This window comes from Vibrio sp. Vb1574 (assembly GCF_033338675.1).
Map to the genome: position 1 here is coordinate 126751 of NZ_JAWOTC010000009.1, position 22741 is coordinate 149491.

A 22741-nucleotide genomic window follows, 5' to 3' on the forward strand; every position below is an offset into this window, starting at 1 on the left:
CATTTTCCTGCATAATCTTACCGACTTACTCCTAGAAGGGTGATGTAACATGAAAATTATAAAAATCGTTGCTGTTTTAGCTCTCTTTTTAATTGCATTGGCGTTAGGTTCCCAAAACCAAGAGCTCGTGACTTTTAACTATCTTCTAGCAAAAGGAGAGTTCCACTTATCTACGCTATTAGGTGTAGTATTTGTGGTTGGCTTTGCTTTAGCGTGGGTTATCTTTGGTAGCATCCAACTGAAAACTCAGCTACAGGTCCGTCGTTTAAAGAAAAAACTGAAAAAGTACGAACCAACTGAATCAAACAACGCTGCTGATAAGCCAGCCATTGAAAAACAGGCATAAGGATAAGGCTTAACTTTAATGCTTGAACTACTCTTCTTGTTGTTGCCTATAGCTGCTGCGTATGGCTGGTATATGGGGCATCGCAGCGCTCAGCAAGACAAGCAGAAGCAATCTCATCAAATCTCTCGTCAGTATATGACGGGTCTTAATCTGCTGCTCTCTGACCAATCAGATAAGGCTGTCGATCACTTTATTGAATTGCTCCAAGTTGATAACGAGACCATCGATACTCACCTTGCGTTGGGTAACTTGTTCCGGTCTCGTGGTGAAGTCGACCGCGCAATCAGAATTCACCAAAATCTTATTTCTCGTTCAGGCTTAACACTGGACCAAAAGAACCTCGCCCTTCAACAGTTAGCGAAAGACTACATGGTCTCTGGTTTTCTTGATCGTGCAGAGAAAATCTTTGAACAGTTAGTCGAAGAGCCAGATTACAAAGAGGCGGCTCTTCAACAATTAGTGACCATTTATCAGCAAACACGAGAATGGGAAAAGGCGATTTATTACGCGAACCAATTGGCTAAGTTAGGTAATAAACGCTCAAGGATGCGTGCAAATATTGCCCATTTTTGGTGTGAAATAGCCATGCTCGACCAAGCTGATGGGAATACTAATAAGGCAATACAGCATTTTAAAAAAGCGTTAGCGGAAGACCCGAAGTGTGTTCGAGCAAGTATTGCTTTGGGACGAATTTACCTAGAGTCTGAAGACTATAAGCACACCATCAAATATCTGACAGGGGTACTTGAGCAAGATAAAGACTTTATCAGTGATGTCTTGCCAACTATTGCAGAATGCTATCATCATCTGGGTCAGGAAGATGAACTTGTCGAATTTCTGCGAGCTTGCATTGATAAGAAAGCAGGCGTATCAGCCGAGTTGATGTTGGCTCAATTAGTTGCTCATCACGAGAACGTTGGGGCTGCTCAAGAGTTACTGACGAAACAATTGCTGAAAAACCCAACCATGAAGGGCTTCTACCGTTTAATAGACTACCACATTGCAGAAGCAGAAGATGGTCGAGCGAAAGACAGCCTATCAACACTACAAGCGATGGTGGGTGAACAGTTAAAAGTGAAACCGCATTACCGATGCCGGAAGTGTGGATTTTCTACCCATTCCCTTTATTGGCATTGTCCGTCCTGTAAAGGATGGGGGACGATCAAGCCAATCCGCGGATTGGATGGTGAATAATTCTTAATGCAGCTGGCAGAGTTTCTGTCCGCTGCATTTTTTTAACTTTTTATTTAATAAGAACCAAAACAGTTAGGAGATGAAATGATCGACCAAAAAGTTATTGTCGCACTGGATTATGATAACCAAGCAGATGCACTTGCGTTTGTAGATAGAATTGATCCTGCGTCATGCCGACTAAAAGTTGGCAAGGAGATGTTTACGCTATTTGGTCCTGATTTTGTACGTGAACTCCATAAACGTGGTTTCTCTGTATTCCTAGATTTAAAATTTCACGATATTCCAAACACCTGTTCGAAAGCAGTTCGCGCTGCGGCTGAAATGGGTGTATGGATGGTGAACGTACACGCGAGCGGTGGTGAGCGTATGATGACGGCATCACGTGAAATTCTTGAGCCATATGGTAAAGATCGTCCACTTCTTATCGGTGTAACGGTACTAACCAGTATGGAACAAAGTGATTTAGCTGGTATTGGTTTGAATGTTGCGCCTCAGGAGCAAGTTATTCGTCTAGCAACCTTGACCAAAAACGCAGGCTTAGATGGTGTCGTATGTTCAGCGCAAGAGTCCTCATTACTGAAGAGCGAACTAGGCCAAGAATTTAAATTAGTGACCCCTGGTATTCGACCTGCTGGCTCAGAACAAGGTGACCAACGCCGTATCATGACGCCAGTAGACGCTATCCAATCAGGTTCAGATTATCTTGTGATTGGTCGCCCTATCACTCAAGCGTCAAATCCTGCAGAAGTGCTGAAGTCGATAAATGAGAGCTTATCTAAAATGTAAGCACTGTCTCGATTGTATGGAGAAAAGTGAGGCTAAGGTGCCTCACTTTTTACATCGAATGAAAATACTGATCGCGGTAAACAACCATTCCTTTTAACCAGCTATGTCTGATCATTTACTCGCTTTAACTGGTATATCGGGGCCAATTGAGATAAAGGTTCTGCGGTTTATTCTGAGTAAAGTAGGGCTTGGTACTATGCCGATCACACTTTTGTAACATAACTCACTGTGATGCCTCGAAAATGCAACCATGTGTTATTGATGGCTTGCGTTACAAATGTCTAAAGAATACTATGGCGAAGATGCATTCACTGCGTTGTAAGGTCTAGGATGACCTAGTGAAACTCTTTGAAATTAATATAGAAGCTGGCAGGACGTCACTTCATATTACGTTCCTATTATTTCCTATCTGCGTATTTTAAATCGCAGCTTTCTGTGAGCTTTCACACGCTGTCTTCCTTGTTACGACCTTAGTGCGCAAACACAACAAGGAAGAAACATGACTAAAAAACTGCCATTTTCAGTACTAGCAACACTGACCGCTGCCAGTTTTCAACTGAGTGCGGCAGAATTGCCAGCTGATATCGAATGGATTTCAAACAACAACGAACCTCTATTTGCCTCTGAAGAGGCGGTACGAGGTGGCACCTATCGCACTTACATTCAGAGCTTTCCGCAAACATTACGAAGTGTTGGTCCAGATGCGAACTCAGGTTTGCGCCAATACTTAATGGATGGTTCACCAAAACTGGCTCAGCGTCATCCAAATACTGGCAAATGGATCCCTCAACTTGCTAAGTCATGGGCATTTGGAGAGGACAACAAAACCGTATTCTTTAAACTCGACGAAACGGCCGAGTGGTCAGATGGTGAAAAAATTACAGCAGATGATTACGTCTTTATGATGAAGTACTACACGTCAAAAGACATTATCGATCCGTGGTATAACGACTTCTTCACAAACAGTATTGTGAGTGTTGAAAAAATTGATGACTACATGATCAAAGTCAACCTTGCTGTAGCTCAAAGTCATGACTCACTTATGGTTATGATTAACATGCCAAGTAATGGTTTTCAGCCTCGTCCTGAACACTTCTTTGAAGGAGAAAAGGACGCAAATAACGATGGCATGCCTGATAACTTCGTCAGAAAGTTTAACTTTAAATCTGAGCCAACCGCAGCGCCTTACTACATTGATCAAGTGAAGAAAGGTAAGAGCGTGACATTCAAACATGTCGGTGAAGATTGGTGGGGATACAACAACCGCTACTATAAAAACCGTTATAACGTTGAAAAGGTTCGCATTAAGGTGATTCGCGATCCTGATATTGCCATGAAGCACTTTGAGAAAGGCAACTTAGACTACTTTGAGATGGTGCTACCAAGCTTTTGGCATGACAAAACCAATAGTGATGTGTACAAAAAAGGCTATATCCAAAAGTACTGGGGCTTTAACGAAGCACCGCAAGGAGCTGGTGGTCTTTGGATGAACACAGCGATGCCGATGTTGGATAACCTAGAAGTGCGTAAAGGTGTTATGGCAGCCACTGACTATGACGGCATGATTGAAAACATCATGCGTGGAGATTATTCACGTAAACCGCATGGACTCGGCTTTGGTCATGGCGAATACGATGATCCTAACAATACACCGCCAAAGTTTGATGCTGATGCGGCGGTTAAACACTTCGAAAAAGCGGGCTTTGACAAAGTGGGCGCAGATGGTATTCGTGTTAACGACAAGGGTCAACGCTTGAGCTTTGCCATCACCTACGGATACAACTCTTGGACACCGCGTATTGCATACCTGAAAGAGCAAGCGAAACTTGCTGGTCTTGAGTTCACGTTAAACTTGGTGGATGGCTCATCTGCGTTTAAATACATTCTTGAGAAAAAGCATCAGCTAGCGTTTTTGAATATGGGCTCTGGTGAGATCCCTGCGTATTGGGAATACCTACACTCGGATAATGCAAATCGACCACAAACGAATGCTCACACCAACTACAGCAGCCCTGAGCTAGACAAGTTAATTGAAGCGTATGACTCTGAATTTGATCAGGAGAAACGTTACGACTTGTCGCATCAAATCCAAAACTATGTCAGCAAAGCGAATATCATCGTTCCTGGCTACATGGTGCCTTATTCTCGAGTTGCTCATTGGCGCTGGGTTAAAATTCCTAAAAATGGCATGACAAAAGCGACAGAATGGGTGCTTCATCCAATGGATATCGGTAATTTCTGGATTGATAACCAAGTAAAAGAAGAGACAGAAGAAGCGATGGACGAGGGTAAAACCTTCCCAGAATTAACGGTAATTGATGATCGTTACAAATTGTAAATCAGTAGTTTAGATAGAAAATGATAGCCCCGGTAATGAATTTTATCGGGGCTTTCTTTTTTACTTAATAAGGTAAGACGCTTCTAAAAGGTAGGTTTTTGCATCACCAAGCAAAGAGAACGCTTTATCGATGGTTTTAAATCGATCATCAAGCGAGTCGCTTGATATCAGCTGGCTGAATGTTTGCAACGAGAAAGCTTCGTTTGCTTTGAAGAACTGATGTACGTTTTCAAGCTGCACTTTATGAATATGCTCCACCTTATTTAGGGCGGTGGTTAAATCGGAAATGTTAATCGACATTGCTATTCGGGAACCTTATCAACAAGACCTATATGAGGTCATAGAGTGGGGTTTTATATTTTGTGACAGAGAGTAGCACCGAAGAGCAATTTATAGTCTGATGAAGATCAATTTGCCTTATTTAAGCATCTGTAACGTGGCACTAGACGTGTACCTAGAGTTGGTACAAGTTACAACGCTTGAATATAGGCTAGGGTTCAACCTAATCAAAAGTAAAAGCCAAGTCCGACTAAAAGCCCTTGAGAAGCCGTATCATATTCAAATACCTCTTCATTTTTGTAATCGACCCAGGTCGACTTGTAAGCTAAGTTGAGATCAGACCATTCGTTAAAGCTATAACGAACACCAGTTTGAATGGCATAAGTGAAGTGAGTATCGTTGCCAAGTCCGGCGTCGATGCTGGCATGAAATCGCCAGTTTTCGCTCAATTCATCAATGAGTCGCAAGCCAACTAAAAAATCGACCCAATCTTCTTGTAATGACAGTCTATCTTCTAGTACCCGGTTGTCATTACGATACAGCTTGCCGGTGATGTCATTGTCCCACCAACGTAATCCAAACATATAATCCAGTTTACCAAATGAATATTGTTCGCGTTGGAATGCCTTTGCTTCTAGAACACCTTGCCGTATTTCGATGTCCGCACGATAACGAGCGTTAGGCAGAGCGCCCTTGATATTATTAACATCACCACTTAAGTTCATGAAACTATAATCTATGTAGTAGCCCCACTTACTTTGGTAAATACTCTCGAATCGCAACATCGCCCCAATATCGAGGTGGTCTACGATGAACTTAGGATCGACATCCACCTCTGATGAAAAGCGACCAATACTGGTATCCCCGTGGATATTCAGTCCTAGCATGTACACTTCTATGCTATTTCGCCAACGAGATTCTTGTGTCTCGGCTGAGAGCGCTACTGATGTAGGTAATACAAGAATGAGTGAGGAGAGTGATAGCAGGTTACATGGTTTCATCCAATTTCCTTTTCGGCTTTTCGTCAGCTTTCAGCTTAGTAGAAGTCGCTACACTCTGCATAAAAAAGGGAAGCAACTTGCTTCCCTGTAATTAACATTGACTTAGAGTTGTTTGGCAATGTCTGAGGTTAGGCTTTCTAAGCCTATGGATAAAGCGTTGACGAGCGCTTCATAGCCCTCATCTTGAAGCGGCTGTGAGATTTGTATTGGCGCGCTGTTTTCTACCTTACCTTCGGCATTAATGAGTAACCATTCCCCCTCAATTTCGATATTACCTTTGTAGCTGCCATTAAATTTATTTAACGTAAGCTGGAGTTTGGCTTCACCGCTTTGATCCAACAGATTATTCATTTCAGTCGGCCAGTAATGACTTTGCTTGTGACGTAGTTCCGCGACGACTCTCTGAGTGATTTGCTCAGAAATACTGTGCGCCCATTGATTGTGCTTCGCCTGAATAACTTGGGTCTCAGAGGTTCGATAAACAATGCCATTATCATTCAAATAACTCGCCAATGTCACTGGACGAACAACTAAAGTTGGGCGCTGAGCGATATCAGAAGAGCTCAGCGTCACTGGTTCCGCCTTAGGTAGAAGGTACATAGCTCCTTTAGTTTGCGGAGCGCTACTGCAACCCGTTAGACCGACAAATAGCGCGATAGACAGAAAGAATACTCGTTTCATTAGTTTTTGCCTTTAACTGGTATTGGGTCACTGATTTCATCTTCTCCAAACACGAGAGAGTTTGGCTTTTCGTTTAGCTGTTTAAGTACGGGTTTAAACTCTGTCATCACGCTTTCTAATTCTTTTAGCGTGGCTTCCATTTCGCTGTACATGGTTGAGTTGGGCCCATAACCATCGAGTGTTTTTTGTAATTGCTGTAAGCTTTGGCGAATATCTGTTGGGATCTCTTGCGTCTCTTTTTGATTCAAAAGTTTATCAATACTGTCCGCCACGCGTTCTGCTGAAGCTAACGTTTTTTCAGACGTTTTTAACGTTGAATTGAGAGAGTCTAGTGTTTCTTCCATTGGTAAGTTATTAATCTTATTTAGGAAGTCGTTCACTTGGCGCTGAACCTGCGCAAAACCACCACGCATGGTTGGGAAAACATCTAAATCAGCAAACTTACTCGGTACGTAAGGCTCGTCGTTTGGATAGAAGTCGGCGTCAACATACAGTGCGCCTGTTAATAAGTTACCTGTTTTTAAAGTACCACGTAGGCCTTTAGCAAACTCACTCTTCAATTTATCTTTTAACATTGGTAAAGATTGGGATTGGAAATCGCCATAAACACGGCCGAGCTCGATACGTACCAATACAGGGATTTTTTTCGCAGAAAAGTTCTCTTCTGGGGTTGGAAGTCGCATTGGTACACGCATCACAGTACCAATTCTCAAGCCTCGATATTCGACAGGTGCCTTACGTTTAAGTCCTCGTACCGATTCATCAAAAAGCATAACGAATTCAATATAATCATCGTACATGCCTTCTCGAAGTTGTTTAATATCATCGTACAAGCGGAAGTTGACCATATTTTCAGTGAGCTGTTCACCGGATTCAAGACCTGGAACGGTATCGAAGGTAACACCACCCGTTAGCATGCTCTCTAATGAGCCAAACTTGACTTCGAACCCTTCAGCGTTGAGCTGTAAATCTACGCCAGAATTCAGCCAGAACTTGGTACGAGTGCGCACTAAGCTGTCATAAGGCTTGAAAATAAAGAGTTGGTATAACGCTTTGCGAGTGTCAACATCAAAGCTGGTTTTCTCTACACGACCAACCGTAAAGCCTTTATAAATGACGGGGTCACCAACGCCTAGCTTACCAGCCTCGCGGTGTGTTAACACAAGGCGTAACCCCTCTGCATCAGGAGAGGCCACTGGGGGAACATCTAAGACCGTAAAGCGCTCTTTCTCTATCTTAGATTTACCCGGTTGAAGTTGGATGTAAGCGCCAGAGAGCAAGGTCTCTAAACCTGAAACGCCATCACGGCCAATACGAGGCTTCACCACCCAAAACATGGTGTCATCTCGCAGCATGCGTTCTGCATCCTTGTTCATTTGTGCCTTAGCGATGATGTGATCGTAATTTTCACTGAGAGTGACTTCAGTAATCAGTCCGACTTTTACATTCAATGCTCGGATTTCGGTTTTGCCAACCTCAATCCCATCTGCGGTTGGCAGTTGGAGAGTAATTTGTGGGCCTGTACTGTTGATATATTGGAACAGCATCCACGCTCCCATGGCTAGCGCAAGGATCGGGACAATCCATATCGCAGAAATCTGCTTTTGCGGTTTTATTTGAGCGGTTACGTTGTTCTCATCACTCATATTTGGCTTTCTCGTTTAAGTTGTCAGAAATCGGCTCCTGCACTTCGTTTTGTGGCAATTGCCACAACAAACGTGAGTCAAATATCATTGCAGAAAGCATAGTAAAAATGACCACTGCCGCGAAAGAGAGCGCAGCAGGACCTGGATAAATCGCCATTAAGTTTTGCAGTTGAACCAGTGCAACTAAGACCGCGACGACGAAGATATCGATCATAGACCAACGACCAATAAACTCAGTTATGCGGTAGATCTTTAAGCGTGAAATACTCTCTTCGTGCGGAAGATATCGCGCTTTTTGCGCATTGTAATACAGCCACGCGAGTGCCAGCATTTTCGCCATTGGAATAAATACGCTAGCAAAGAAAATTACCATCGCAATAGGGTAAGAACCTAAATGCCAAAGCAATATTACCCCCTCCATGATAGTTGAACCTTCTGCATGTCCAAGGCTTACGGTGTACATCATAGGGTAGAGGTTTGCAGGGATATAGAAAATGACTGAAGCAAACAAAAGCGCCCAAGCTTTTTGTAAATTATCTGCGGGGTTGTATTTGTGAATAGGGCTTTTACAACGAATGCAGTGTTGGTGTTTTTTAGCTTCAATAGGGTTGAGCTGGTGACACGTATGACAACCAATATGGTTGTGGTTATGGTGCGTGTCACCCTCTTTTACATCAGAGAGCTCGATAGCTGGAATAAAGTGTCCCCAGAGCCAGCTTTTGTCGACCATTGATATGCATTTGACTACCAGAACGGTATATACACAAAACGCCCAGAATGAAGTGCCCATTCCTATGTCTGCGAGGGAAGCGATTTTAATTAAGCTGACCAACACGCCAATCAAAAAGACATCCACCATTAACCAGGGTTCGACTCGAAACAGAAGACGGCATAAAACTTTTGCCATTCGTTGCTGCTTTTTAGAGGGGGTATGTTTACGTGCTTTTAATGCTTCAAGGTGAAGAAAGAGAATGAGGCCAACATAGATTGCAGGTAAAACGATAACTGTTGCGAGTAACAGCACACCCAAAAGCACATTTTGAAACTCAGCCAGCATTTTGGCAGCGTGCAACAAGGTGATCTCTTGCGACAACCCTTGCACGCTGAACGACATAAAAGGGAAAGAAATGCTTAGCACTAACATGATCAAACATGCCGATGATATGGCGATCACGCTTTGGTAAGGCTTGGCATTCACCTTAGTCAGCGAATGCGAACATCGAGGACATTGTGCTTTTTGCCCCTGTTCGATATCGGGAATGCGAACAACAAGGCCGCACTCTTCGCATGAAATTAACTGACGGGAATTAGGTTGAATACTCATCGGGTAGGTTTTAGATTCATTTGCTTTAAGAATACTCTTTTTTCACTAGGCACGCTTGTTTTGATTCAGGAGTTTACGAGTTTCTTACTTTTGGCATTAGAGCATATGGGAGAGCTAAGACATAAACGAAGTCGCGTTTGGTACAAGATTTTACGGCGAAGATGAGTATGTTGGAAGCCGAAAATAATGTGATATTGCTTGTCTGTGGAGGGGTAATTACTTGTTTTTAAGGGTAAGTAACCCTGCCCAGATAATCTGAGCAGGGAAAAAGAGCATTTTATTTAAGGTGCTTAGTTGTACTTTACTTGACCGTTCCGCTCTTAAAGGCATTGGCCCCGACTTGCGTACCGTTGAGCGTTTTGCCGTAATAGCCTTGGTGCTGGTGATATTTCTCCGCGTTTGCGGTGACATTGCCTTTGAATCGAGGATCTTGTGGACGCTCATGGCTGTTGACGTATGCTGCGACATCCCAAGCTTCTTGCTCTGTCAGCTGCACACTTTTCCCAAGCGGCATGTTTTCGTAAATAAAATAGGCTGCAGTGTTAATCCGGTGCATACCTGCGCCCCAGTTATACGCATATTCGCCCCAAAGTGGTGGAATGTATGAATAGTCGTTGGTGTCTTTGATGCCTGAACCGTCGGCGCGATGGCAAGTTTCACAGTTCTTTTCGTAGACCAATGCGCCTCGCTCTATTGATGGTTCTTGCTCAGGGGCGGCGATTTTTGGGTAGCCACGCCCAGAGAGGTTACCCCGCTTTTCAATTGGTAATGCTTGTGCGATGGCTTCGGGCAACGGGAAGTCTCTTGCTTTTCCACCAATTTGCAACGTTTTTGCGTCTAGCTCTGGAATGGGTTCATCCGCCATACCATGTTTGTCAAGCAAGCCGCCCATTGCTAACCAGTAGGCGTAAGCACTAAGGGCAACAATTTCTGTCGAATCGTAAGCGGGCGCTTTACCGTTCATGGAATACTCGAAACAACCCTGGATACGGTCAGCATAGCTGTTTACGCGATCGTTTTTCTTACGATATGCCGGGTATGCCATGTAAGCTGCCCACAGTGGCGCAGCGTTTGCTTTTCGTCCTGCCTCCATATGGCAGTTCACACAGTTTTGTTCGTTGCCAACGTATTTTCCGCGCATTTGTTGTGAGTTAACAAAGAGCGAGTAACCGCGTTTTACTTGCTCACCAAATGCGGTGTTTGGAATTGTACTGAGATCACGCGGTTTTAAGTATTCACCGTGCTTTTCTTTTTCTATCGCAGGTAGCTCTTTCTGGCGGTCCGGTAACGGATCGTTAGCTAGTACGAGCGTAGAAATGAAAGGCAATGCGAACAAAGAATAGAAACGTTTCATGTCTGCTCCTAGTAACGTAATGAGGCAAAGTAGTACGAAAGGTTTTCAATCTCTTCGTCAGTGAGATTTTTTGCGATGGTCCCCATCATATTGAGCGGGTCACCACTGCGAGTGCCGTTTTTCCATGCCATCAATTGCGTTTTTAAGTAATCAGCATGTTGGCTTGCGAGGCGAGGGAACTTGTCGACGCCCATACCGCTGGCTCCATGACAAGTTGCGCAAGCTGGAATGTTTCTATCCCAATCGCCTTGGAAAATTAATTTACGATACGGGTTACGAATATCAGCTTGGTCGCCGCGTTGTTCTGGATTCGTGAACTCATAGCTCGGGAGGTTAGCAAAGTACTCCATCACTTCCTTCCGATCTGCGGGATCGCTGAGTTCCTTCGCCATGCCTTGCATGACCACATTTTGGCGTTCGCCACTAAGGAATAGTTCGATTTGAGTGTTGAGATAATTCGCGTTTAAACCAGCGATCATAGGCGCGATATTTGGCTGTCCCATGCCATCTTGGCCGTGACAACCGCTACATACGCTGGCTTTTTCCGGAATAGACGAGGCGCTTGCGCCCATAGTGGTTGCTAACAAACAGGCCACCACCACTGGAAGAATTTTTGACATGCTGACTCACTTTAATTTTTATTAATATGTCTAAGTGCTACTTGGTAGTCACATGGACGATATTGTCGGCCTTGCCAATAATGAAAGGTATTGTGGATTTCCACATATTTAATAAGTGTAAATGGCCGTATTTGTTTTTATTGGTTGTTCTATAAGCGATAAAAACAAAGTGGTGAAGAGCTGCACAAATCGGCAGCTCTAAGTGGTAGAGACGTCTTAACGTGCGGCGTTACGCTTTGCGGATTTTGGCCGGCAGGGACTGACGTGCCGCCGCGCCCACTACCCAATCCAACAATACACCTTTACCTTCTCGGGTAGGATCAATTAAGCCAATGTCGTTAATGTTGACGCCATCTTGGCTGCGCGTTTTTACGGGTTGTTGTTTATCGCCGATCCAGTGCGAGCGTTGTCCTAGCTCTGTATGACCAAACCCATGTTCAAATCCGAGTGTGCTAGGGCTAATCCCGCTGACTATCATCGCAAGTGCTTTGGTGCTTGCAGATGGTGTCTCGATAACAAACTCATCACCCGTTTTAATGCCCGCACGCTCGGCATCGATTGGATGGATGTACACTGGGTTTACGCCTTTAATCGAGTTCAACCTTGGCGATAGGTTGGATACCGCACTGTGAATGTTGGATTTAAAGTTCGTCAGGCTGAAAGGCCATTCTGAGCTTGGGAACTGGTCTTCCATTGATGTGCCATCGGCCAGTTTTTGTGGATGCCATGTTGGGCAACCCGTGTAGAAATCACCGGTCATGGTGTTTCTTGCGCTGCCGACACGTTCATTCCATATCGCGACAGGTCGTGTCCATTTGTGCTTCATTTGCTCACCTTGATACGCTTCGGTTGCATTTTCAAAACGTCCACCGCGAGCAAAAATAAACGCCACACGTTTCATCTCATCCGCTGTCAGCGTCTTCTGCATGGCTGGCATTAAACGCTCTAGGCCGGACCACGCAATGTCTTCTGCCGAAACTTCAGGCACCCCGCCTTTCACATAAGCCAAGTTTGCCGCGGAACGTAAGTAGAAATCTTCAGCGCTGTGGAGAGCGTGCCAATTCCCTTGCGCATCTTGAATCGCGTTGTCACCAAAGCCGCCTAGTTGCATTTTCTTGGCGACATCAATCAAAAAGTTTTCTAAGCAAATCGAACGACCATCGGCGGTTTTCTCTGTTCGCGCTTCCACAATCGGCCAACGAGCGGTGACGGTTTTCACCGGAACGTCGTGCCAAGGCGTTGCCATACCCCAGCTTTCGTAGGTGACCGTGTCAGGTACAATATAATCCGACAACGCGGTGGTTTCGTTAATGAACGCATCAACAGACACAATCAAACCGAGTTGTTTTGGATCTTTAAGCTTGTCTTCCAGCAGCGTTTTCAAACCGGGTACACCATACATTGGGTTCGCCATGTGGTTGATCCACGCTTTTACGCGGTATGGATACCCATCAATAGCCGCAGATAGGTGCTCTGTCAGCAGTGGCGCGGCAAACGGATACCAAGGCGCGCGAGTTGGATAAGGGGATTCACCAGCCTCAACGCGACGTTTGTATTCGCTGGTTTTGTGGTATGGGAATTTACTGCGCGATAAAAAGACGCCTTTCGGGCCGACTTTGCCAACAAATTTGGTGAAGTCGTAACGAGGACCCGCAGCGGAAGTTGGATAGCCACCCGCTTTGGCCATCGCGCCGCCTTTCATGTTGATATTACCAATCAACGCATTGAGCATCATGATAGTAAACGAGTTATAGAACCCATTGGTGTGCATGTTGCCACCGTGGGTATCGACCACCGCTTTTGTTCCGTGACTGGTAAAGCGCTTTGCTAGTTCAACAATTTGTTCGACAGGGATTTCACATTGTTGGCTGTAGAACGCAAGGCTGTATTTGAACGCCTCTTCTTTGAGTCTTTGTAGAGACGATTTTACGCGCACTTCGCCCGATGCAAGCGAAACCGTTTTATCGACAAACAGTGCCGCTTCCTCAGCTTGGGTATGAACACCAAATTCGCCGCTTTGCTCATCCACGATGACGTACGGGTCGGAGTCAGACAACGCTTCGCCCTCGAATGGCAGATTCAAGTCCGACGCGCGTAAAAACGTGCCGTTTCTCGGGTGCTGATTATCGCTTATCACGAGATGCGTAGCATTACACCAGTGCGCGGTGCCGGCTCGTTTCATCGCGTTTGCCCCCGGCTGCGCCAAGAAGGTTTTGTTGTATCGTTGGTTTTCGATGATCCACTGGATCATACCAAGCACGAGGGCAGAGTCGGTGCCCGGTTTGATTGGTATCCAGCGGTTGTTGTCACCGGCAGCCAAGCTCGATGAACCCGCAGGCAAACTTGGCGTGATGATGGAGTATTCCAAGCTACCTTCTGTTCGCGCATTGGCGAGTTGGCGCGCCTGACGCTTAAAAGGGTTGCCCGCTTGAGCTGGCGACATACCGATGAAGATGATGTATTCCGCATTATCAAAATCTGGCTTTAAGTGTGCGTTCTTATCTAAGTCGTTCATAAATGCGCCGCTGCCAGCACGAAATGCGTAGCCGCAGTAAGAGCCGTGATGCCCAAAGTTACGTGTACCATAGCTGTTGAACGCGAAGCGTTTGAATATGTCGTCTCGGCCTTCGTTACCGGCGTTGGTCATTAACAATTGGTTGGCTTTCGGTCCATATTCTGGGTTTTCAGGATCTACGGGCGTTGTTAAATCGTGAATGTCGCGTAAGCCATCAACATGGCCTTCACCAAATAAATCACCACCTTCTACGATTTCTTCTATCAATTGCTCGTAGCTGATCGGAATCCATTTTCCTTCGCCGCGTTTTCCAACTCGTTTCAGTGGCTGAGTAATGCGGTACGGGCTGTTGCGAATTTCTAGCATCCCATTGCCACGTGCGCATGCTGTTGAACGACCGTCAAGGCCCGCTTCTCCTGCCAAACTTAAATAAGCATCTTTGACTGGCGTTTCGAACGGAATGTGTTGCTGATGAGAGAGTGGGTGATATGGGTTGCCAGTAATACGCAAAATCTCGTCGTTGCGGTTATCAATGCGTACACGCAATCCGCACAGTGACCAACAACCAAAGCACATCGATGGTGCAACGCGCTGATTTGGATTAGGGATTAGGTTGCCTTTGCTGTTGACCGTGTACTCTGGTTCAAGCGAGTTACCGTGGTGAATATCACGCGTTTTTTCTCCCGCAGTGCCTTCGAGCGCACCCTCGACCATGTGTTTGGTGGTGGTGGCGTAACCCGCAGCGAATGCGCCAAGCCCACCCACTGCAATGCCTGATTTCAAAAACTGACGGCGTTTGTTATCCATGATGAAATCCTCTTTGATTAGCGTTCAGTTAAGGTGGGTGATGAGGCTTTTACTTCGATCTTTTGTTTTGGCTGAACCAGCTCCGAACCGAGCAGTGCCAGTGCAAGCCATAATCCGAGCATGCCGATAATGCCTATCCAGCCATTTCCATCCATAGTGAGTTGGTATGGATACAGCCCTGCATCGAACTTGGCGATGGTTTGCACTTCCATGATGGTAAACCAGCGAATCAGCCATGCACTTTCCAGTGCGGCAGCAGACACAAAACTGAGCCCTATGACGTGACGAAATCTGGCTGATGCGGACTTTTTGGTATCGCGCAAGAAGATGAAAGCGAGCAAAACACAACCTAAAACGACAAAAGTGAGCAGGGCAATGTTGTGCATCCATTGTTCGCTAGAATAGAGCGAAAATGCGGAATCGTTGGATGCCCAAATCGGTAGCAGTATCAGCGTTAATACACCGCTGGTAACCACTGATTTTTTCAGTAAATTAGTATCGCCAGATGTCAGCGTCTTTGACTGACTAGGCAGCAGTAACCAAATCAGCAGAGAAAATCCGACCGCGCCCATAAATGCAGTGACAAACCAAAGAATTGGTGACGCGGGTTGGTGCCATAAAGAGCGCGATTTAACGACCGCAATTTCAGCCCCTGTGTAGACTGCAATGGTGATGCCTGATAGCACTGTGATGGCAGATACCATAAGCATGGCTCTACGAGAGAGCACCCATTCACCCAGTGACAGCTTTGAAATTAGAGGCAGTACTTTCCCTGGCTGATTACGTAAGTTGATCAGATCCTGGCGGAGATACAGCCATGCAGTCACTACCGCTAAACCTGAGAAAACAGGCAAGAAAAGAGATCCTAAAGACATCCATGACCACGGTGTGATGTGCGCGTAAAAATGCCATGCGCGTCCCGGTTGGTGTAAATCACCAGTTAACGCTAATGGCCCCACGATGGCGCCGATGGCCAGCGTCAGCACAAGCGCAGCGCGCAGTCTGTGGCTGGTGTGTTTTTCAAATAATAGGGCGATTAGGAATAAAATAGCAGCCGCATAAGCCGAACCGATGTAGAAGAAATACTGTACCGCCCACGGGAGCCAAGCCATCGCTTGAGGTTGGACTAACACTTCGGTGATGTTCATGCTCGCTCTCCTTGTGGGTCGTAAATAGCTGGCTGCCCGTCGATGTGGCTGGTGAAGCGTTCATCCATGCCGATATAAAACACGTGTGGATTGGTACCTTCATTGGGTTTCAGCACTTTGATGTCGTCCTGATGTTCTGTGATTAAGCGGCGAATCTCGCTTGTTGGATCATTTAAATCACCAATCACACGCGCACCGCCAACACAGGTCTCCACGCAGGCAGGCAATAGGCCTTGCTCTAGACGATGCGCACAGAAGGTGCACTTATCTGCGGTGAGGGTGTCTTCATTGATAAAACGAGCATCGTAAGGGCAAGCTTGTACGCAGTACGCGCAGGCGACGCAGCGGCTGTTATCCACCATGACAATGCCATCTTCGCGCTGAAAGGTTGCTTGAACCGGACACACTGCCACGCAAGGTGGGTTGTCGCAGTGGTTACAAAGGCGCGGTAGCATAAAGGCTTTTGCTTCTCGCGTGGCTGTAGAGCCATCATCTAACGTAACTTCGTATTGCTTTACGGTGGTTCGGAATTGACCAATTGGCGCTTGGTTCTCGATGCTGCAACCCACAGTGCAAGCCTGGCATCCGACACATTTACGCAAATCTATCACCATGGCATAACGCTTGCCGACTTGCCCTTTTCGGTCAGCGGACTGGTTATTTCGAATAATGTTTCCCGCAGTTGCCGTGCCAATGCCTGCGACTGGAATTAACGCGGCTCCGGCTGTGACCGCGCTGAGAAAGCGACGTTTGGTGGAATCCATAACTCACCTGCTTTTTTTGTTGTATTTGAATTGACTGATTCCATTGTGAGAAATGCACTGCGAGGCTTATATTGTGGATTTCCACATACTCAGATCAAACTTGATCTAAAACAAATGTGGTTTAGGGAAGGTAGCTGTTATTCTTGTCGTACTCTCTTGACGGAACGATTCGACTCATCATGAAAAAAGCACTGTGGCTTCAGCTTTGGATTCTTTGCTTAGTTGCCTTTGCATCTTTGGCTCACGGCGCAGTTTCTGAACAAGCAGATCTGCAAGAGCAAAAAGCAGAGCAGCCACAGGTCAAGAAAAAAGTCGAAGTGGGCGTGTTAGCGATACGCGGCCATCTTTATGCCGAGCAGAGATGGCAACCGACCATTGATTGGCTCAATCAGCAAATTTCCGATGTGCATTTTGTCCTTCATCCCCTTAACTTGGATGAAATGGGCGAAGCGGTGAAGTTTCAGAAGATGAATTTCATCTTAACCAACCCAGGTCAGGCAGTGCGGTTGGGCAGGCAATACGCGCTGTCGTGGATGGCAACGCTAACCAGCAGAGCACCACAAAACTCGAATTACGGCATTGGTTCGGCGCTGGTGATTCGAGCCAATTCAAGTTATCAAACGGTGCAAGATGTCTCAGGACGTCCTGTTGCGGCGGTATCAGAAAAAGCGTTTGGTGGTTATCTGACCCTGCGCTATCAAATCGTGGAAATGGGACTCGATCCGAATGATTTTTTTGCGGATGTTCGCTATCTCGGTTTCCCAATTGATGCCAATCTCTACCAATTACGTGACGGCAATGTTGAAGCCGCTGTCGTGCCTGCTTGTCTACTGGAACAGATGCAAAATGAAGGTCTGTTACAGCACGGTGATTTTCGAGTCTTAAACCAACAGCCAAATGAACATTCTTCGTGCGCTGTTTCTACGCCGTTATATCCAAACTGGTCGTTTGCCAAAACAGAACGCGGCTCGTCTCTTCTGGCGAAAAAAATCGCGCAAGTCTTACTTGCTATGCCGCCAGAGCACCCCGCCATTATTGCCGCTGGCGCGTCAGGCTGGACATCGCCAGTTAGCTTGTTGAGCATCGATAAACTCTATCAGGCGTTGGATCTACATCCATTGCAGCAACCTTGGTGGAGTGAGGCGCTGCGCTGGTTGCGCAGTCATCAAGAATGGGCGTGGGCACTGTTCATGTTTGTGATTGTATTGAACGCGTACCACTTTTGGCTTGAGTATCGTTTTAGCAAAAGCAAACAAGCATTAGAACTGACATCGCTAAGGCTGAAAGAGAAAAGCGAGCAGTTAGAACATTCGCAAAGAGTGGCGATTGTCGGGGAAATTGGCAGCAGTCTGGCTCATGAATTAAATCAACCGCTGGCAGCCATTCGTAATTACAGTGAAGGTGGGTTACTTCGCTTGGCCAAAAAGCGCCCTCATGAAGATATTGTCCCAGTGCTTGAGAAAATACAGGGCCAAGTTGAACGAGCCGATGCAATTATTCAGCGCTTAAGAACGTTGATCCGCAAGCGTAGTGTCGACAAAGCGCCGTGCGATCTTCAAGTACTCATTGATGACACGATTGAGTTACTCCATTTTCGGATGCAGAAGCAAAACATTTCTCTTGTGGCCAGTACAGAAGGGAACATTCGTCCGTTACTTGTCGATGCAGTTGGCGTACAACAGGTTTTAGTTAATGTGATCAGCAACGCGATTGATGCGTGTACTTTGTTCCAAGAGAAATATCACTCATCAGGTTATCAAGGTAAAATTGCCCTGCATTGCGATTACCAAATCAATCAACTCTCTATTCGAGTGTTAGACAATGGTACAGGGTTGCAGCAAGAGAATCCGACTCAAGCGTTTGTGAGTAGCAAAGAAGAAGGGCTTGGGCTAGGGTTAACCATTTGTCGCGATGTGATGGAAATGCATGGTGGCGAGTTTGTCATCAGCTCGACAGCACCACATGGTTGTTTGGTTGAGCTTGTGTTTCCATATCAAACTAATCTGAACTAGGCATAGGAGCATTCAATGAGCAGCGGTGAAAAGCAGCTACCTGTTTTTGTAGTCGATGATGATGAATCGGTGCGTGACTCGCTCGCTTTTATGCTGGAAGAGCATGAGTTCAAGGTGACGACTTTTGCTGATGGGCAATCTTTTCTCGATAAAGTGAACATTCATCAGGCCGGATGCGTGATCCTTGATAGCCGAATGCCCAACCTTCGTGGTCAGCAAGTGCACCAAGTTTTAAATAAAGCCAACAGCCCGTTAGCCGTTATTTATCTGACAGGGCATGGTGATGTCCCGATGGCGGTCGATGCATTGCAAGCTGGGGCGGTCAATTTCTTCCAAAAGCCAGTCAAAGGCGATGAACTGGCACGAGCCATTTTACAGGGACAGGCGCAGTCTGCCACAAACCTCGATATGGCAGCAGCTAAATCGGCTTATGAATCGCTCACACCTAGAGAAAAAGACATTTTACGTTTGATCATTGAAGGAAAGCGCAACATTCGTATTGCTGACGAACTTTGCATAGCAATGCGAACGGTTGAAGTACACCGAGCTAATCTATTGAAGAAGTTCTCGGCAAAAACCGTCGCAGAGTTGGCATATATTTATGGCAAGTTAGATTAAAGCTTAGCGAGTGAAGCCTCTTAAGGCTATTTAGAGGATACAACTTGAGCTTTATGACGACTCGCGTATTATCTTCTTCGTTCTTACTTTATCTGAATTCTTATGAGTTTGTTGACTAAACGACATCACACGCCACATAAGCGGGCAAAATGGCTACTGGCGATTATTGGCTGGGTGGTCGTTGTGTGTCTGATGCAAAATTCAGGTTTTGCATCGTCATGCTCTATGAAATATGAGACGGAATCGCCCGCGGTTTCACTTGCTGATGAGCGTTCGAGCGTCAAGTCGATTGATACTAAAGAAACTAGCAAGTGCGAATTGTCTGAAAAGTTAATTCAGTTTTCTCAACATCAACTCGATGTATTTATTGTTGTTCTGTTTGTCGGTCTTTTTGCTTCGGCAATTTGGTTGTGCAGTGCCTATATTGGTGCGCAACATTGGACGGAACCGATAGGCCGTAAGTATCGAGTCCATCTGACTTTCTGTGTGTTCCGAGAATAAAAGCGTGCTTTCTGACCACTAGCGTCAGTTATTTAGCACCTTTGTCTTTTAACTAGGAATCACTATGAATCAAATTACTAAACTGACTCAGTTTGCGTTCATGTTTTTTATGACGCTTGCTTTGAGTTTGCTCTCTCTGAGTATTTCAGCTCAAACTACTGATACAGGTTGGCTAACCAACCCACAACATCCTCCAGTGCAAACGCGCTTTGTGCTCACTGGTCAACAAGATCCGCAAGCCAAAACACTTACAGGTTATTTGGATGTCAAGTTAACCGGAGACTGGAAAACTTACTGGCGTTCACCTGGTGAGGGCGGCGTAGCACCATCTATTGATTGGCAAAATTCACAAAATTTATCCAAAGTGGATTGGCAATGGCCGCACCCACAAAAATTCGAACTATTAGGTATCGAGACTCTTGGGTATAAAGGCGATACTTTGTTCCCCATGACGCTGCACGTCGAAGACATGTCCAGACCTGTCACGATTGATGCGGTACTGACACTTTCTTCTTGTACGACGATTTGTGTGCTGACCGACTATCAAATTCAATTGACGTTCTTGCCTTCTGATCTAACAGTCGATGAAGGCGTGATGTTCAGTTACGCTCAAGCAGTGAGTAACGTGCCGCAGCCATCGCCGTTTATTGATGTTACTCAGGCGAGTTGGGATGCGAACCAATCGAAACTACAAATCAAGCTACAGAACAGTCAGGGTTGGCAACAACCACAAGTGCTGGTGGATGGTGTCGATGAAGCAACGCGAGACTATAGCTTCAAGCTTGAAGGAATGCATCAAGAAGGAAACATCGTCACCGCGAGCTATATCGTTGATACTTGGCTGGGCGATGTGGAGTTAGATGGTCAGTCGCTGTTTGTGACCATCAAAGACACCAATTTACTAGCAGAAGAAACCACTCAAGCAACTGCTGAGGCAATAGTTGAACCGTTGCCGAGCACGTCTCTAACGAGTGTTTTTCTATTCGCGTTGCTCGGCGGTTTAATTCTTAACATTATGCCTTGCGTTCTTCCGGTTTTGGGGATGAAGCTAAGTAGTATTGTTGCCGCTCAAGGTATCGAGCGTCGTCAAATTCGCGCTCAGTTTGTTGCCTCGTCACTTGGTATATTAACGTCGTTCTGGATTCTCGCTGGTTTTATTTTGGTGCTTAAGCTAACAGGTAATGCCATTGGCTGGGGCGTGCAATTTCAAAGCCCTTGGTTCTTAGGTTTGATGGTGTTGGTCACCACTTTGTTTGGGGCCAATATGCTGGGGCTGTTTGAAGTCCGTCTATCATCGGGTACCAATACATGGCTGGCCTCGAAAGGTGATAACTCCCTAGTTGGTCACTATGTTCAAGGTATGTTTGCTACATTGCTTGCGACGCCTTGCTCCGCGCCTTTTCTAGGAACGGCCGTGGCGTTTGCCTTGGGTGCCGACGTATTAACGTTATTTGCAACCTTTACAGCATTAGCATTGGGTATGGCACTGCCTTGGATTATGGTGGCAATTTTCCCAAGTATTGCGCTTAAATTGCCGAAGCCGGGTCAGTGGATGAACGTGGTCAAAAACGTATTTGGTGTGATGATGTTGGCCACCAGCGTTTGGCTACTGTCTTTGATGGCCAATCACCTCCCAGTGTTTTGGGTCATTTTCGCCGGTTTAGTCGCGTTTATTGTTCTGATGATTCGCGTTAAACGCGTTCATGGCGATAAAGCACTCGTGCTATCCGGCTCTGCATCGCTTATCTTAATTGCTGGCGGGCTGCTACTTGGTAGTATCACTGCCGACCAATGGGCGACACCGCTTCCTGAGGACTTGGCGTGGCAGAAGCTTTCTAACTCGGCGATTGAAGATCACGTCAATAATGGGCGAGTGGTGTTTGTGGATGTCACTGCGGATTGGTGTGTCACGTGTAAAGCGAACAAGATCGGTGTGATCTGGCAAGATCCTGTCTACTCATTGCTACAAAGCCCTAATGTGGCGACGTTAAAAGGGGATTGGACACATCCGGACGGCTCGGTAACGGACTTTTTACGAGCTCATGGGCGTTACGGTGTGCCGTTTAACATCGTCTATGGCCCGGCGGCGCCACAAGGTATCCCGTTACCCGTGATTCTGACTGATGATGTTGTTTTAAGCGCCGTGAAACAAGCGAGTGGGGGATCCATTCAATGAGTTCGACAAAGCAGCGTAGAACAGTCCGATATTGGCTCGTTCAAATCGTACAGATGGTGCTCATTGTCACCGTTATTTCTATCGCGATGGATTGGTATCGCACCAAAGATATTCCTAAACAGGAGGCTCCACCATTGAGCTCCGTATTGAGCGATGGTGAATACTTCGATGCAATCGCGCAAAGTTATGAACAACCTGTCGTTGTTTATTTTTGGGCGACTTGGTGTCCCGCTTGTAAATTTGTAAGCCCAAGCGTGAGCTGGCTGAGTGATGACTACACCGTAGTTGGCATTTCTGGCTCGTCGGGACCGAATGAGCGTGTGGCGCAGTTTATGAGGGCAAAAGAATATCGTTTCGAAAATATAAACGATCCTTCAAGCGATATTATGCGTGAATGGAAAATTAGCGTGACCCCAACCATTTATGTTTTAAGAAATGGTGAAATTTCCTCCGTCACAACTGGCGTTACTACTCCGATAGGAATACTAGCGAGAATTTGGTTAGCTCGATAACGCAATAAAAATCCGATATTCAAAAATATCGAGTATCGGATTTTTTTGTTTTCAGCCCTAAACCACCTACTTCAGTAGGTGGTTATCATCCGTTTCGGCTTTGCCTGTAAAACTACTCA

19 protein-coding genes are annotated in these 22741 nt (G+C 45.9%); 9 read left to right on the top strand and 10 right to left on the bottom strand.

Annotated elements, in window-relative coordinates:
• Positions 1–49 precede the first annotated feature (49 nt).
• The 4 genes from R7O12_RS09225 (at position 50) to R7O12_RS09240 (ending at position 4664) form a co-directional block, all read left to right on the top strand.
• Positions 50–346: a LapA family protein gene (locus tag R7O12_RS09225; RefSeq protein WP_005376663.1), complete on the top strand. Its 297-nt coding sequence runs from the start codon at positions 50–52 to the stop codon at positions 344–346.
• Positions 347–364: 18 nt separating this feature from the next.
• The gene (gene lapB, locus R7O12_RS09230) at positions 365–1540 is read left to right on the top strand and encodes a lipopolysaccharide assembly protein LapB (protein ID WP_005376665.1); all 1176 of its coding nucleotides are present in this window, start codon (positions 365–367) and stop codon (positions 1538–1540) included.
• A gap of 84 nt (positions 1541–1624) precedes the next feature.
• Positions 1625–2326: an orotidine-5'-phosphate decarboxylase gene (gene pyrF, locus R7O12_RS09235; protein WP_017821659.1), complete on the top strand. Its 702-nt coding sequence runs from the start codon at positions 1625–1627 to the stop codon at positions 2324–2326.
• Positions 2327–2825: 499 nt separating this feature from the next.
• Positions 2826–4664, top strand: coding sequence for an extracellular solute-binding protein (locus R7O12_RS09240; RefSeq protein WP_318125769.1), 1839 nt, complete (start codon positions 2826–2828; stop codon positions 4662–4664).
• A gap of 60 nt (positions 4665–4724) precedes the next feature.
• Here R7O12_RS09240 and R7O12_RS09245 read toward each other — a convergent pair whose 3' ends face one another.
• The 10 genes from R7O12_RS09245 to dsrO form a co-directional block, all read right to left on the bottom strand.
• Positions 4725–4964 (bottom strand): hypothetical protein, encoded by a 240-nt coding sequence (locus R7O12_RS09245; RefSeq protein WP_005376679.1) that lies wholly within the window; start codon positions 4962–4964, stop codon positions 4725–4727.
• Positions 4965–5170: 206 nt separating this feature from the next.
• Positions 5171–5944 (bottom strand): hypothetical protein, encoded by a 774-nt coding sequence (locus tag R7O12_RS09250; RefSeq protein WP_031778929.1) that lies wholly within the window; start codon positions 5942–5944, stop codon positions 5171–5173.
• 102 nt (positions 5945–6046) lie between these two features.
• Positions 6047–6625 (bottom strand): membrane integrity-associated transporter subunit PqiC, encoded by a 579-nt coding sequence (locus tag R7O12_RS09255; RefSeq protein ID WP_017821657.1) that lies wholly within the window; start codon positions 6623–6625, stop codon positions 6047–6049.
• Positions 6625–8271 (bottom strand): intermembrane transport protein PqiB, encoded by a 1647-nt coding sequence (gene pqiB / locus R7O12_RS09260; protein ID WP_017821656.1) that lies wholly within the window; start codon positions 8269–8271, stop codon positions 6625–6627. Before pqiB ends, R7O12_RS09255 begins: the two co-directional genes overlap by 1 nt.
• The gene (locus tag R7O12_RS09265) at positions 8264–9595 is read right to left on the bottom strand and encodes a paraquat-inducible protein A (RefSeq protein ID WP_318125770.1); all 1332 of its coding nucleotides are present in this window, start codon (positions 9593–9595) and stop codon (positions 8264–8266) included. The genes pqiB and R7O12_RS09265 overlap by 8 nt, the downstream gene beginning before the upstream one ends.
• A 301-nt stretch (positions 9596–9896) precedes the next feature.
• Positions 9897–10949 carry a c-type cytochrome gene (locus R7O12_RS09270; RefSeq protein ID WP_318104772.1) on the bottom strand — a complete coding sequence of 351 codons (1053 nt, stop codon included), beginning with the start codon at positions 10947–10949 and terminating at the stop codon, positions 9897–9899.
• 8 nt (positions 10950–10957) lie between these two features.
• A complete protein-coding gene (locus R7O12_RS09275; protein WP_372082336.1) occupies positions 10958–11521 on the bottom strand; it encodes a c-type cytochrome in 564 nt (187 codons plus the stop codon).
• A gap of 277 nt (positions 11522–11798) precedes the next feature.
• Entirely contained in the window at positions 11799–14891 is a 3093-nt protein-coding gene (locus R7O12_RS09280; RefSeq protein WP_318104770.1) for a tetrathionate reductase subunit A, read from the bottom strand.
• Positions 14892–14908: 17 nt separating this feature from the next.
• On the bottom strand, positions 14909–16039 hold the full coding sequence (gene nrfD, locus R7O12_RS09285; protein ID WP_318125771.1) for an NrfD/PsrC family molybdoenzyme membrane anchor subunit: 1131 nt from the start codon (positions 16037–16039) through the stop codon (positions 14909–14911).
• Positions 16036–16803 (bottom strand): sulfate reduction electron transfer complex DsrMKJOP subunit DsrO, encoded by a 768-nt coding sequence (dsrO, locus tag R7O12_RS09290; protein WP_318104762.1) that lies wholly within the window; start codon positions 16801–16803, stop codon positions 16036–16038. Before dsrO ends, nrfD begins: the two co-directional genes overlap by 4 nt.
• A 179-nt stretch (positions 16804–16982) precedes the next feature.
• Here dsrO and R7O12_RS09295 point away from each other — a divergent pair, with 179 nt between their 5' ends.
• The 5 genes from R7O12_RS09295 (at position 16983) to R7O12_RS09315 (ending at position 22622) form a co-directional block, all read left to right on the top strand.
• A complete protein-coding gene (locus tag R7O12_RS09295) occupies positions 16983–18815 on the top strand; it encodes a PhnD/SsuA/transferrin family substrate-binding protein (RefSeq protein ID WP_318125772.1) in 1833 nt (610 codons plus the stop codon).
• Between the two features lie 15 nt (positions 18816–18830).
• Positions 18831–19433: a response regulator transcription factor gene (locus R7O12_RS09300; RefSeq protein WP_033905719.1), complete on the top strand. Its 603-nt coding sequence runs from the start codon at positions 18831–18833 to the stop codon at positions 19431–19433.
• A 102-nt stretch (positions 19434–19535) separates the two neighbouring features.
• On the top strand, positions 19536–19934 hold the full coding sequence (locus R7O12_RS09305) for a hypothetical protein (protein WP_005376702.1): 399 nt from the start codon (positions 19536–19538) through the stop codon (positions 19932–19934).
• 64 nt (positions 19935–19998) lie between these two features.
• Positions 19999–22110, top strand: coding sequence for a protein-disulfide reductase DsbD family protein (locus tag R7O12_RS09310; protein ID WP_318125773.1), 2112 nt, complete (start codon positions 19999–20001; stop codon positions 22108–22110).
• The gene (locus R7O12_RS09315) at positions 22107–22622 is read left to right on the top strand and encodes a protein disulfide oxidoreductase (RefSeq protein WP_206953378.1); all 516 of its coding nucleotides are present in this window, start codon (positions 22107–22109) and stop codon (positions 22620–22622) included. The genes R7O12_RS09310 and R7O12_RS09315 overlap by 4 nt, the downstream gene beginning before the upstream one ends.
• The last annotated feature ends 119 nt before the right edge of the window (positions 22623–22741 follow it).